Below are 13453 nucleotides of genomic sequence, written 5' to 3' on the forward strand. Positions count from 1 at the left end.
GCGCGCCGCGGCCGCCGATCGCCGCGCCCGGCTCGACCTGCCGCCCGAACCCGACTTCGAGCCGATCGACGTCGACACCCTGCGCGGCTGGGACGAATCCCCGCCCCCGCCGCCCGAACAGGATGGGTTCCCCTTCGACTTCGAGCCACCGCCCGATCCGGAGTTCCTGCCGCCCGACCCCACCCGGTAGTTCGCGACGCGCCCCGCTCGACACCACGGAGTGGGTGCGCGCCGGGTACGCTCCGGTCCTGTGCCGCAGGAAGACATCCCCGAAATGACCGGTGATTCGCGTGTTCGGTGAGAACTCACGTGGTCTGGGCCGGCTCACCGATCGCCCCGACTTCGCGCTGGTGGGCATCCTGCGCATTCCGGCCACCGAGTCCAGTCCGTGGCGCTCGCTGACCAAACGGCTGCTCATGGCCGTGCTGCTGCTGGGCGCGGCGACCATGGTCGTCTACATCGGCCGCGAGGGCTACCACGACAACGCGCGCGAAGAGATGTCGCTGCTCGATTGCGCCTACTACGCGACGGTCTCGCTCTCCACCACCGGCTACGGCGACATCACACCGGCCACCCCGACCGCGCGGCTGGTCAATATTCTCGTCATCACCCCGCTGCGGATCCTCTTCCTCATCGTCCTGGTCGGCACCACGCTCTCGGTGCTGACCGAACGGTCCCGGCAGGCGTTCAAGATTCAGCGATGGAGGCACACCGTGCGTAACCACACCGTCGTCGTCGGCTACGGCACCAAGGGCCGCACCGCGGTCGACGCCATGCTCGCCGACGGCACCCAGCCCGGTGACATCGTGGTCGTGGACACCGACCCGACGGTCCTCGAGGCGGCCGCCAACGCCGGTCTGGTGACGGTGCACGGCTCGGCCACCAAATCCGACGTGCTGCGCCTGGCCGGCGTCGCACATGCCTCGTCCATCGTGGTCGCCGCCAACCGCGACGACACCGCGGTGCTGGTCACCCTCACCGCCCGCGAGATCAACCCCAAGGCGCGCATCTCCGCGGCCGTCCGCGAGGCCGAGAACACCCATCTGCTGCGCCAATCCGGCGCCGACTCGGTGGTGGTGTCGTCCGAGACCGCGGGCCGCCTGCTCGGCATCGCCACCACCACCCCCAGCGTGGTGGAGATGATCGAGGACCTGCTGACCCCCGAGGCCGGTTTCGCCATCTCCGAACGCGAGGCCGAACCCGAGGAAATCGGCGGCTCCCCACGGCATCTGCGCGATATCGTGCTCGGCGTCGTCCGCAACGGCGTGCTGATCCGCGTCGGCGACCCCGAGGTCGACGCCCTCGAATCCGCCGACAAACTCCTGTATCTCCGCAGGGTGCAGAGCTGAGCTCGGACCCTGGCGCTACTGTCGATGCTGTGTCAGGTTTTCAGCTGAATGCTGTCCCGGTCTTGTCTCGTACGACGCTCGATCGAGCGGAGCACCTGCGCTCCGATGAACAGGCCCTGAAAGAGGGCTGGGCGCAGGCGAAGTTACTGCGGATGAACCGGCGGGGGCAGGTGCTCATCGACGGTGGCACGGTGGTGCTCGAGGCCGCGGTCACGCTGTCCGCCGAACCCGCCGCCGACGCGGTCTTCCTCGGCGTGGACGGGGAGATCCACCTGTGGGCGGTGCGCGACAACGACATCGAGGGCACGCTCTCGGACCTGCGGGCCGCCGGGGCCACGCTGAACCTCGACGACTTCGGCACCGGACTGCTCTCCACCGCCATCGCCCTGCTGAATTGGCATGACAAGGCGCGCTACAGCGCCACCGACGGCAGCCCCACCGCCGTCACCAACGGCGGCTGGTCACGCACCAGCGAAGCCGGGCACGAGGAATTCCCGCGCATCGACCCGGCCGTCATCTGCCTCGTCCACGACGGCGGCGACCGCGTCCTGCTCGGGCGACAGCACACCTGGCCCGAGGGCCTGTTCTCGCTGCTCGCCGGTTTCGTCGAGACCGGGGAATCACTGGAACGCTGCGTGGAACGCGAACTGCGCGAAGAGGTCGGCGTCGACGTCACCGACATCCGCTACCTCGGCAGCCAGCCCTGGCCGTTCCCGCGCTCGCTCATGCTGGGCTTCTCCGCGGTGGCCGATCCCGAGCAGGAACTGACCTTCCACGACGGCGAGATCGCCGAGGCGCACTGGTTCACCCGGGCCGAGGTGCGCGCGGCCCTCGCGGCGGGGGAGTGGGGCGCGGCGCGCACCGAATCGCGCCTGCTGCTGCCCGGCTCGATCTCCATCGCCCGCACGATCGTCGAATCCTGGGCCGCCCAGGACTGATTCGAGGCCGCCCCGGGACCGCCCGGGACGGCGAAAAGCCGCACACTCGGAAACGTCAGGGTGTGCGGCTTCGGCGTCCCGCGGTCAGGAGATCGCGGCGAGGGCCTGCTTCACCTGCACCAGGGTCGGATTGGTGGCGGTGGACCCGTCGCGGTACTTGATGGTCGGCACCACGTGGTTGCCGTTGTTGACGCTGCCCACGAACTCGGCGGCATCCGGATTCTCTTCGATGTCGATCACCGTATAGGTGATGCCCGACTCGTCGAGCTGCTTCTTGAGCCGGCGGCAGTAGCCACACCAGGTCGTCGAGTACATGGTCAAGTCGGTTGCAGTCACGCGATATGCAACGCGAACCCCGCCGATCGTGTTCCCCGGTGCCCGCGAACCGGGGATCACCGGTCCTCGGCTCGCCGCCGCGACCGGGGGATCACCGCTCCCCGCGGCGCCGGTGCGGGCGCGGCTCGCGGTGCGGCCGCGCGGGGCCGGAGCCGTCGCGCCGCAGCTTCCCGTCGGCGTACGACTGCCACAGCAGCGCCCAGGCGATGACGAGCACCAGCCCGTAGACCAGCGGTACCGGCCCGATGTGCGGGGCCAGCCACCCGAGCAGGAGCGCCGCCGCGATACATGGCAGCGGATGTGTGAACAGGGACTGCCAGCGCGCCCCGCTGCGCAGCCCGCTCACCCCGACAAAGCCGAAGTACGCTGCGAGGCCGCCGCCGAGCACCCAGCCGGTACCCGCGGACAGGTGCTCGTTCGCGTGCGAGATCGTCAGTCCCAGGCCCGCCGCGATGGTCGCCAGCGCGCCGGTGACCCAGCAGTGCGTGGCCATGATGTGCTGCCACGGCAGCTGGCCCCGCCCGCCGTCGACCCCGCTGATGAGCCGGGGCACCGGACCGAACCGCAGGGTCAGCGCCCACAGCCCGGTCAGGATGAGGAAGGCGCCCAGCCCGAGCATCAGTATCTCGGCGGTCCACAGTTCCCCGCCCACCGCGTCGATCACGGTGATCACGCCCTCGCCCAGCACGATGATCACGTACAACCCGAGCCGCTCGCCCAGGTGCTCCGGATTCGCGTGCACCGCACGGAGTTTCGGTGCGGTGACGCCCTGGAACCGCCGCGACTTCCGCAGTCGCCGATCCAGCCGGTCCTGCATCTCGCTCAGCAGCCGCTCACCGCTGATCGCGAACATCAGCCACAGGTCGATCGCCAGCCCGAGCCCCCACAGGTAGTACTTCCACGGCGCGTCCACCCACAGCGAGACGATCCACGGCAGCACCCCGAACGACAGCTGCGCGGTCGGCCAGTCCACCACGACGAACCCGCGCCCCCAGGCCTGCGCGGTCGCGACCCGCAGCACCACGTACACCGCCGCGAAGGTCGTCGCATGCCGCTCCGGCACCCCCGCGACCGCCGCCGCCATCACCCCCAGCCCGAGCATGGCCGCCAGCATCAGCGCCGGATGCGTCCGATCACTCGCGATGTCGCTGTACAGCGTGATACACGCCCACGCCGTCCAAAAAGCAAGGTAGAGCAGCAGATACAACGCGAAGTACCCGAACGAGGGCCCGTGCCGCAGCAGATGCGTGAGCTGCACCAACCCGGCCACCGCCACCAGATCGAAGAACAGCTCCAACCAGTTCGTCCGCTGCGCGCCCCCGGTCTTCCCATCCTCGGCCATCCCCGCACGCTAACCGCCGCGGTCCCCGCGCGCCCTGAGGCGCGACCCGACGTACCGCCGAGTGCGGGCCGGACGGGCACCTGTTCGCGGTGTCGCCCACGAGTGCCGGCGCTTCGGGGCGTGTCGTACCGCCGAGTGGGGCTGTGCGTCGCCACGACCACTGCTGACTCGTGCCTCGCGTGGCAGCGGTGGTACCGAACGTCGAACGCTGCGGGGCGAGCGCGGTTGTGGCAGGTCCGCCGGGTGACTTCCGGCGCGATCCCGGCGGGTTGGGCGACGGGCGGGCGCGCTGTCGGACGGCACTGTCATGATGGTGCGCGTGACTGCCGCCGCCGCACAGCAGGCCAAACTCCGGCTCGACGACCTCGATGCCGAGCAGGCGGCAGCCGTACGCGCACCGCGCGGCCCGGTCTGCGTGCTGGCCGGCGCGGGAACGGGCAAGACCCGCACCATCACCCATCGCATCGCGCACCTGGTCTCGGCCGGGCACGTGCGCGCAGATCAGGTGCTCGCGGTGACCTTCACCGCCCGCGCGGCCGGGGAGCTGCGCGGCCGCCTGCGCGCGCTGGGCCTGGGCGGCGAGGCCGGGCAGGTACAGGCCCGCACCTTCCACGCGGCCGCCCTGCGCCAGCTCAAATACTTCTGGCCGCAGGTCGTCGGCGACGTGCCGTGGCGGCTCATCGACCGCAAGTTCCCGCTGGTGGCCCAGGCCGCGGGCCGCTCCGGACTGGCCACCGACACCGACACCCTGCGCGACCTGACCGGCGAGATCGAATGGGCCAAGGGCTCGCTCATCGCCCCCGAGGACTACGCGGCCGCGGTCGCCCGCCTGCAACGCGACGCACCCTACGAGGCGAACAAGGTCGCGGCGGTCTACGCGGCCTACGAATCGATCAAGACCACCTCCGAGGGCCTGCTGCTCGACTTCGACGACCTGCTGCTGCACACCGCCGCCGCGCTCGAGGACTACAACTCGGTCGCCGAGGAGTTCCGCGGTCGCTACCGCAGCTTCGTGGTCGACGAATACCAGGACGTCACCCCGCTGCAGCAGCGCGTGCTCGACGCGTGGCTGGGCGATCGCGACGATCTGACCGTGGTCGGCGACGCCAACCAGACCATCTACTCCTTCACCGGTGCGAGTCCGTCCTATCTGCTGGACTTTTCGCGCCGCTTCCCCGAGGCCACCGTCGTACGGCTCGAACGCGACTACCGCTCCACCCCGCAGGTGGTCTCGCTCGCCAATCGCGTCATCGGCGCCGCCCGCGGCCGCATCGCGGGCACGCGCCTGCAACTCATCGGCCAGCGGCCCGACGGCCCGGAACCTGCCTTCGCCGAATACGACGACGAGCCCGCCGAGGCCGCCGCCGTCGCCAAGGCCATCACCGGACTGCTCGGCAAGGGCGTGCCCGCCGCCGAGATCGCCGTGCTGTTCCGCATCAACGCCCAGTCCGAAGCCTACGAACAGGCCCTGACCGAGGCGGGCATCGCGTACCAGGTGCGCGGCGGCGAGGGCTTCTTCGCCCGGCCCGACGTCCGCCAGGCCGTGCAGGCCCTGCGCCAGGCCGGAGCCCGCGACGATCTGCCCGACGCCCGCGGTCCCGAACTGGTGACCCTGGTCCGGGCGGTGCTGGCCCGCATCGGGCTGACCACCGAGGAACCCGTCGGCGTGCAGGCCCGCGAACGCTGGTCCGCGCTGGTTGCCCTGGTCGCCCTCACCGAGGAATTGGCCACGCACGACCCCGAACTCGAGCTCGCCGGGCTGCTGCGCGAACTCGCCGCCCGCGCCGAGGCCAGGCACCCACCGACCGTGCAGGGGGTCACCCTGGCCTCGCTGCACGCGGCCAAGGGCCTCGAATGGGACGCGGTGTTCCTGGTCGGCCTGGCCGACGGCACCGTGCCGATCCAGCACGTCCTGGGTCACGACGCCGCGGTCTCGGACGAGGCGGGCCTCGAAGAGGAGCGCCGGCTGCTCTACGTGGGCGTCACCCGCGCCCGCGAACACCTCCAATTGTCCTGGGCGCTGGCGCGTTCGGAGGGCGGGCGCAAGGTGCGCCGCCGCTCCCGCTTCCTGGTCGGCCTGGTCCCCGACGATTCCCCGGCCTCGCGCATCGCCCAGCCGGTCACCGATCGCCGCGGTCCCAAACGCCTGCACCCCACCTGCCGCGTCTGCGGCAGACCGCTGCTCAACACCCAGGCCACGATGCTGGGCCGGTGCACGCGCTGCCCGGCCGATGTGGACACCGAGCTGCTCGCGGCCCTGCACGAATGGCGTAAGGACAAGGCCGACGCGCTGTCCCTGCCGCATTTCGTGGTGTTCAGCGACACCACCCTGACCGCCATCGCCGAACAGCGCCCTGCCGACGATCGCGCGCTGGTCGCCATCCCCGGTATCGGCGCGAAGAAGCTGCAGACCTACGGCGCGGATGTGCTGGCGATCGTGCGGGCCCGGCAGCGGGACTGAGCCGGCCGCGCGCGGGTGGTCCGGGCTCGCGGCCGCCCGGACCCGGATTCGATCTCCGGAACCGCGGTTGATCTCCGTCACGCGGGGCCGTGCGGCCCGGCCCAACCGCGTTGCGACTCTTCGCTTCTGATTTGCTGTCCGCAAGACCGTAAAACCGCTGGTCAAAAATAGGTTGTGTGCTCGCGTATATGTACCTAGGGTAGTTCCCATGCAACCGGGAGTGCTCCCGGTCGTGCAGATGAATTGATCGCAACGAGTGCAGGACGGAGGCAAGGCAATGAACAACAACGTGAACACCATGTCGTTCCGCATCGGCGGCGATTTGGCGATGGCGTCTGCTGTCTCCGTTGCCTCGGCCTCCCAGGGGATCCTCGCCGACCAGGGGATTCATCTGTCCAGCGGCAGCGATCTTGGTCTTCAGGGTTTTGCAACCAAAGCCCAAGCGATGAAGACGATCGTTGATCAGGACAAGCCCGAGGCGGGCTGGCAGCACCCGGGAGCCGCGTATGTGGCCACCGGTGTCATCGCGGATGAAACGGGCGAGAGCCCGGCGAACCTGCGGGCAGCCCGCCGTCGTAACACCCACCCAGCGAACGTGATCAGGAGTCGACACCGAAGTCGACTCGGATAACGGGGACACCCCCCGTACCTCCTGGCCACGGATCGCACACCGCGAAACCGTGGCCATTGTTTTATCGGCCTCCAGCCACCGGCACCGGTTTCGCGGAACAACCACCGCAAATGTCTTCCACAAGACGACCACTGCACGAGCTGAAGGAGCACGACGTGTCCAACACGGTTACCCGTGACCGCGTGACATGCCGCAACACCGTGGCTTCCACCCCCCGCATCCGCCGGGGCGTCACCACCACTCTGCCCTGCCGGGACGGGCTCAACCCCGATCTCTGGTTCGCCGAGTCCCCCGCCCAGCTGGAAGAGGCCAAGACGCTCTGCGCCGAGTGCCCCATCCGTCAGGGCTGCCTGACCGCCGCGATCGATCGCGCTGAGCCCTGGGGTGTTTGGGGCGGCGAGATCTTCGATCAGGGTGTGGTCATCGCCCGCAAGCGGCCTCGCGGCCGTCCGCGCAAGGTCGCGGTGGCATGATCGGCCCAAGCGCCGGGGGAGTTGAACGCATACGACCCGCTTACGTCATCGTAAGCGGGTCGTTTTGCGTCTAAAGGCAATTGGTTCCGACTCGACTGACCGCGTCGAATGAAGCAGCACCCCGCAGATAGCCCTACCCCCCGGATATCCCCACCCCGCAGTTCGCGGCCCGCCCGGTTCTGGACTGAGTGGAGCGGGGGAGCGAAGCGGAGGGAGGGAAGAAGCGGGCCAACAGGGCCGCGAACCCGCCGGAGCGGAGCGGAGGCCGAAAACTCAGCTGGCTGTTCTGTATTCCTTGTAGCCGGGGACCCAGTCCTGCATCAGCTTCATGAAGGGGAGTTCGGCGTCGAGTTGGGCGCAGATGCCGATGGAGCCGCCCAGGACGCGGAAGATCATGACGTGTTCGGCCGGGAGTTGCAGGGCGCGAGCGGTTTTGATCATTTCCTGGTTGGAGATGTCGGTGGCCTTGCCCGCCACGCGCTGCATCCATTTACGGGTGAAGTGGAAGGTCTCGGTCTTGATGGGATCGGTGAACGGGCGCAGGTAGTCCTGAATCTCCTGATGCGTCACCGTTTTTCCGGGGATCACCCAGCCGTTGGTGGTCATCAGCGTGACCAGCTCGTCGAAGCGCTCCTCGACCGCGAGCGCCACCATCTGCCCGAGCTCGGGCGGGAATCCGTTGGGCAGGGGCGCGCAGGCGCCGTAGTCGATGACCGCGAGGCGGCCGTCCTCCAGCACCATGAAATTGCCCGGATGCGGATCCGCGTGCAGCAGGCCCGCGATGGCCGGTGCGGAGAAATGGAATTCACCCATCTGGGCCGCGACGCGATTGCGCAGCTCGAGCGTGCCCGCCGGATCCTCCATGCCGCGGGTGATGATCGTCGAGACGGGGGTGGCGTTCTCCAGCCACTCGGTGACGATCACCTTGGGCGCGCTGGCGATGACCTTGGGGACCAGGAAGCGCGGATGCCCGTCGAAGGCCTTCGCGAACTGCCGCTGATGCCCGCCCTCGATGCGATAGTCGAGTTCTTCCTCGGTGCGCTCGCTGATCTCGGCCAGCACCGGCTTCACATCCGCGCCCGGAATGAGCGAACCGATCATGCCCGCCATGCGATTGAGGGTCTTGAGATCCGAACGCAGGGCTTCGTCCGCGCCCGGGTACTGCACCTTCACCGCGACCGTGCGGCCGTCGGACCAGACGGCCTTGTGCACCTGCCCGATGCTCGCCGAGGCGGTCGGCGCGTCGTCGAAGTCCTTGAACCGCTGCCGCCAGCCGGTGCCCAGCTGCTGATCGAGCTGGCGATGCACCGCGGCCGTCGGCATCGGGGGCGCGGCGGCCTGCAGCTTGGTCAGCGCCTCGCGATAGTGCTCGCCGAACTCCTCGGGCACCGCGGCCTCGAAGACCGACAGCGCCTGCCCGAACTTCATGGCGCCGCCCTTGAGCTCACCCAGCACCGCGAACAATTGTTCGGCGGCCTTCTGGTTCAGCTCGGCGTTGATCTCGGACTTGTCGCCCCCGACGAGTTTGCGGCCGAATCCCACGGCGGCCCGGCCCGCGATACCCAGTGGAATCTTGGCCAACTTGGCGTTGCGGGAGGAGCGCTTGCTCACAATCTCTGACACGCCACCATCATGCCGATGTCCCAGACGGTTCGCCATGGGAATTGACCGTTCTCGCGGGTGGGAGCGGTAAGTGGGATCCATCACATCCGAGCCTTCCGGCTATGGCCGCACGCGGCCGGTTCGGGGCCGGGGACAGCGATTTCGGCTGGGAGAGCGGCTGGAACGCGCCGCAACCGCACCGCGGATGCGCGGGCCACGGCCGCCGTGCGATGCGATAGATCTCCGGGTCCAGTTCCAGCGTCGTGTCCAGGGTCACCGGCGGCCGATCGGCCGCGCCGCGCATGATCGCCGCGATCTCCGCCAGGGCCAGCGCCGCCGTGGCCGCGATGACCGCCGGCGCGGCGTACCCGGCCCGCCCCAGCAATTGCGCGGCCAGGTGCGGCCACTCCGGCTCGCGATCACAGCGGTGCAGATCGGCGCAGCGCAAACAACTGGAGGTACCCGGCAGCACCAGCGGCCCGACAACCCCGCGCCCGTCCCGGATCCGCACCTGCAGATGCGGAATACGCCTCCGCACCAGCTGCTGCGTCAACATGGGGTCCGGAACGAGCGAGTCGGCCAGCACGACGAGCCCGGCTGCCTCGCCCGGCCCGCCGCCATGCGCCTTGCGATGGCCACTGCCGCGTGAATCAGGCGGGCCGCCGTTGTGCGCCGTGCGAGGCCCGTCGCTGTGCGATTCGCGCGGGTCATCGTTGTGCGCGTTGCGTAGCCCGCCGTTGTGCGAATCGTGCGGGCCGCCGCCGTGCGCCTTGCGAGGGCTACCGCCGTGTGAATCGCGCGAGTCACCGTTGTGCGCCGTGTGTGGCCCGTCGCTGTGCGATTCGTGCGGGTCATCGTTGTGCGCGTTGCGTGGCCCGTCGCTGTGCGAATCGTGCGGGCCGCCGCCGTGCGCCTTGCGAGGGGCACTGCCGTGTGAATCGCGCGAGTCACCGTTGTGCGCCTTGCGCGGCCCGCCGCTGTGCGAATCGTGCGGGCCACTGCTGTGTGCCGCGTGTAGACCACCGCTGCACGGCTCACCCGCGCCGCTGCCATGTGGCTGGAGCAGGCCGGAGGTGTTCGTATCGTGGGATCGGCTGGGCCGCAACCCTATTCGCTGTACCCCGGCAAGCAGTGCGTCCGATAGCGGGCCGCGCCCGTGCACGCGCACCGACCGCAGCCGGGCGGGTGGCGGCGCGTCGTGTAGCAGTCCGGCCGCGCTCAGCTCGTCCAGCAGCGCGTCGGTGAGTTCCTTCGCCAGGCCGAAAGCCGCTGCCTCGGAACGGATCTGCGCCCGGGTGTGCATGCCGTCCAGCAGGTGTAGCAGCTCCCAGAGCTGGTGCGGAGTGCCCGGGGCGCGCAGCACGACCGCGTGCTCGGGGTCCCAGCCCAACTGCACCGCCCCGTCGGTGCGCCGCAGCACGGTGATGCGCGGATCCAATGCGGGCCCCGAAGTCCGAGCGAGTGTGGTCATAGCTCCGAGTCTGCGCGACCCGTAGAACGCGAAAACCCAGGGAAACGCTTGATCACCAGCGCTTTCCTGGGTTGTCCACAACTTCACGATCGAGCTTGCCCGCGTTATCCACAGGCAGTGCCGCTCGCGAGCGACCAGCGGTCCGCGTCGTCGACGGGTCGGCGGCGCTCCCGCGCTACCGACGCGCCCGCGCGCCGTCAGGCATTGCCCGACGAATCACCTTCCGGCTCATCGCCATCGGCCTTGCCGCCATCGGCCGAATCGGCCTCCGGCTTGTCCCCGCGACCCTCGCGCTCGGCCTTCTCGCGCGCCTCGGTCTCGGCCAGCTGGGCCAGCGGATCGTCGAAAGCCGTTGTGCCGCCGCCCAGGATGGTGTCGATGAACCCGGCCGGGGAGTCCAGATCGCTGGAATCGGGCAGCAGGTCCGGATGCGCCCACACCCCGTCGCGCTTGTCCACGCCGGCGTCGGTGGTCAGCCGCCGCCACAGCGCCGCCGCCTCGCGCACCTTGCGCGGACGCAGTTCCAGCCCGACCAGGGTGGCGAAGGTCTGCTCGGCGGGCCCGCCGGTGGCGCGGCGCCGGCGCAGCGTCTCCGCGAGCGCGCCCGCACCGGGCAGCCGGTCGCCGACCGCGTCGGTCACCACGGTCTCCACCCAGCCCTCGATCAGGGCGAGCAGGGTTTCGAGCCGTTCGAGCGCGGCCTTCTGCTCCGGCGTGGTCTGCGGTTCGAAGGTGCCCTGCGCGAGCAGTTCCTCCAGCTTGGACGGGTCCTGGGCCAGGGTCATCGGATCGAGCCCGGCCGCGGCCTGCTCGATGGCCGAGAAGTCCATCTTGATGCCGCGCGCGTAGTCCTCCACCGCGCCCAGCACCTGCTGGCGCAGCCACGGCACGTGCGCGAACAGGCGCTGATGCGCCGCTTCGCGGGCCGCGAGGAAGACCAGGATCTCGCTCTCGGGCTGTTCGAGCCCGGCACTGAACTCGGCGATGGCCGTGGGCAGCAGCGCCGAGGTGCCGTCCGGTCCGAGCGGCAGGCCGATGTCGGTGGAGGTCAGCACCTCCTTGGCGAGCTGGCCCAGGGCCGAGCCCAGCTGCGAGCCGAAGGCCAGGCCGCCCATCTGCCCGAGCATGCCCATCATCGGGCCGGCGAATTCCTTGGCCTCGGCGGGCAGGGTCGCGGTCCACATGCCCGAAACCTGTTCCGCGACCGGATCGCAGAGCCGCTTCCAGGTCGGCAGCGTCTCCTCGATCCAGTCGTTCGGGGTCCAGGCCACCGACCTGGTGGCCCCGGCCGGCAGCGTGGTGGCCGCGTCGAGCCAGAGTTCGGCCAGATGCGTGGCATCGGTGACCGCGCGCTGGGCGCCCGCGGTGATCGGGGCGACGGTGGCCCCGAGCTGCTGGCGGGCCAGGCGCTTGGCGAGGTCGTAATTGACCGGGCCGGAACTCGCGCCGGGCTGGCTCATGCTGGTGAACATCTGACCCAGCTGACTGAGCATCTGGCCGAGCTGCGAGGGGTCGAAACCACCGCCGGGCTTGGAGGGGTCGAACGCGCCCCCGAATTGCGAGGGATCGAAGCCGCCCGGTCCGAAGCCGAACGGATTGTTCGCACCGGAACCACCGGACCCGTCGCCCGGCTTGCGCTCCGGATCGTCGTCACGGTTCGAGAATCCGAACGAAGAATCACTCATAGTCACTACGGTACTGGAGCCCCGCATGGCGCGAACCGCCGAGCGGAGCGCGGCAATCGGGTGCATGACAAGTACCCTTGGCCGCGTGAACCGTCGGATATTCACCCTGCTCGCCGCCTTGATACCCATTCTGGTGCTGGGGATCGCAGGCAGCGTCGTCACCGTTCCGTTCGTGGCGCTCGGACCCGGGCCGACGTTCAACACCCTCGGTGAGGTGAACGGAAAACAGGTGGTCGAGGTGCGGGATGTCCCCGTCGATCCCACCACCGGCAACTTGAATATGACCACGGTCTCAGTTCGCGATCAGCTGAATATTTTCGAGGCTTTCGGCCTCTGGCTCGACGGTGAACACGGTCTGGTTCCGCGCGCGGAGGTGTATCCGCCCGGTGTGTCCCGCGAGAAGATCGACGAATCCAATCAGCAGGAGTTCAAGGACTCCGAAGACAATGCCGAATTGGCGGCGCTGCATTACTTGAAGATGCCGACGGTGGTGCGCCTGCGCGCGGTCACCGAGGACGGCCCCGCCAAGGATGTGCTGCACAAGGGCGACGAACTGGTGACCGTGGACGGCAAGCCCATCGCCGCGGCCAAGGACGTGGTGTCGGCGGTGTCCTCGGCCAAGCCGGGCACCGCGATCCCGGTGGTGTTCCGCCGCGACGGCGTGCAGCAGAGCGCGGAGATTACCCTGGGCGCGCGCCCCGACGACGCGAGCAAGGGCTACCTGGGCATCACCCCCGGCGAGTTCGCGGCCGGCCCCCTGCAGGTCGACTTCAATCTGGCCGAGATCGGCGGTCCCTCGGCGGGCCTGATGTTCACCCTGGCGCTGATCGACAAGCTCACCCCCGGCGAACTGTCCGGCGGCAAGTTCGTCGCGGGCACCGGCACCATCGACCCCGAGGGCAAGGTCGGCCCCATCGGCGGCATTCAGTACAAGATGATGGCCGCCCGCGAGGCCGGCGCCGAAACCTTCCTGGTCCCGGCCGCCAACTGCAACGAGGCCGCCCAGCGCACCCCCGACGGCCTGCGCCTGGTGAAGATCGAAAACCTGTCCGGCGCAGTGCAATCCCTCGACGACATCAACGCCGGCCGGGACACCGTGGGCTGCGGCTAGACCGCGGCCGAGCCCCGTGGAACGCACTCGCGCCCGCTGTCCAGGACAGCGGGC

General features: G+C 69.6%; 11 protein-coding genes and 1 pseudogene. 7 read left to right on the plus strand and 5 right to left on the minus strand.

The window, feature by feature from the left end:
- The 3 genes and pseudogenes from ABZ319_RS37810 to nudC form a co-directional block, all read left to right on the plus strand.
- Nucleotides 1-190 (plus strand): annotated as a pseudogene (locus tag ABZ319_RS37810) (hypothetical protein); the annotation flags it as partial.
- A 91-nt stretch (nt 191-281) separates the two neighbouring features.
- Nucleotides 282-1349 (plus strand): potassium channel family protein, encoded by a 1068-nt coding sequence (locus tag ABZ319_RS37815; protein ID WP_354991396.1) that lies wholly within the window; start codon nt 282-284, stop codon nt 1347-1349.
- A 29-nt stretch (nt 1350-1378) separates the two neighbouring features.
- On the plus strand, nt 1379-2287 hold the full coding sequence (nudC, locus tag ABZ319_RS37820; RefSeq protein WP_354991397.1) for an NAD(+) diphosphatase: 909 nt from the start codon (nt 1379-1381) through the stop codon (nt 2285-2287).
- Between the two features lie 84 nt (nt 2288-2371).
- Here nudC and ABZ319_RS37825 read toward each other — a convergent pair whose 3' ends face one another.
- The gene (locus tag ABZ319_RS37825; RefSeq protein ID WP_354991398.1) at nt 2372-2623 is read right to left on the minus strand and encodes a mycoredoxin; all 252 of its coding nucleotides are present in this window, start codon (nt 2621-2623) and stop codon (nt 2372-2374) included.
- A gap of 91 nt (nt 2624-2714) precedes the next feature.
- Complete coding sequence (locus tag ABZ319_RS37830; protein ID WP_354991399.1) at nt 2715-3965, minus strand: low temperature requirement protein A; 1251 nt, start codon at nt 3963-3965, stop codon at nt 2715-2717.
- A 319-nt stretch (nt 3966-4284) separates the two neighbouring features.
- Between ABZ319_RS37830 and ABZ319_RS37835 the strand changes: the two genes are divergently transcribed.
- From ABZ319_RS37835 to ABZ319_RS37845, 3 genes are all read left to right on the plus strand, one after another.
- On the plus strand, nt 4285-6426 hold the full coding sequence (locus ABZ319_RS37835; RefSeq protein WP_354991400.1) for an ATP-dependent DNA helicase UvrD2: 2142 nt from the start codon (nt 4285-4287) through the stop codon (nt 6424-6426).
- 277 nt (nt 6427-6703) lie between these two features.
- Entirely contained in the window at nt 6704-7057 is a 354-nt protein-coding gene (locus ABZ319_RS37840; RefSeq protein ID WP_354991401.1) for a hypothetical protein, read from the plus strand.
- 200 nt (nt 7058-7257) lie between these two features.
- Nucleotides 7258-7530 (plus strand): WhiB family transcriptional regulator, encoded by a 273-nt coding sequence (locus ABZ319_RS37845; RefSeq protein ID WP_354991406.1) that lies wholly within the window; start codon nt 7258-7260, stop codon nt 7528-7530.
- 273 nt (nt 7531-7803) lie between these two features.
- Here ABZ319_RS37845 and ABZ319_RS37850 read toward each other — a convergent pair whose 3' ends face one another.
- The 3 genes from ABZ319_RS37850 to ABZ319_RS37860 all read right to left on the minus strand — a co-directional run bounded on the left by ABZ319_RS37850 (nt 7804) and on the right by ABZ319_RS37860 (nt 12288).
- Nucleotides 7804-9189 carry an AarF/UbiB family protein gene (locus tag ABZ319_RS37850; RefSeq protein ID WP_354991402.1) on the minus strand — a complete coding sequence of 462 codons (1386 nt, stop codon included), beginning with the start codon at nt 9187-9189 and terminating at the stop codon, nt 7804-7806.
- A complete protein-coding gene (locus tag ABZ319_RS37855; protein ID WP_354991403.1) occupies nt 9161-10603 on the minus strand; it encodes a TOMM precursor leader peptide-binding protein in 1443 nt (480 codons plus the stop codon). The genes ABZ319_RS37850 and ABZ319_RS37855 overlap by 29 nt, the downstream gene beginning before the upstream one ends.
- 197 nt (nt 10604-10800) lie before the next feature.
- Nucleotides 10801-12288, minus strand: coding sequence for a zinc-dependent metalloprotease (locus ABZ319_RS37860; RefSeq protein ID WP_354991404.1), 1488 nt, complete (start codon nt 12286-12288; stop codon nt 10801-10803).
- 85 nt (nt 12289-12373) lie between these two features.
- Here ABZ319_RS37860 and ABZ319_RS37865 point away from each other — a divergent pair, with 85 nt between their 5' ends.
- Nucleotides 12374-13399, plus strand: coding sequence for a PDZ domain-containing protein (locus ABZ319_RS37865; RefSeq protein ID WP_354991405.1), 1026 nt, complete (start codon nt 12374-12376; stop codon nt 13397-13399).
- The last annotated feature ends 54 nt before the right edge of the window (nt 13400-13453 follow it).

This window comes from Nocardia sp. NPDC005978 (assembly GCF_040614455.1).
Classification (GTDB): Bacteria; Actinomycetota; Actinomycetes; order Mycobacteriales; family Mycobacteriaceae; genus Nocardia.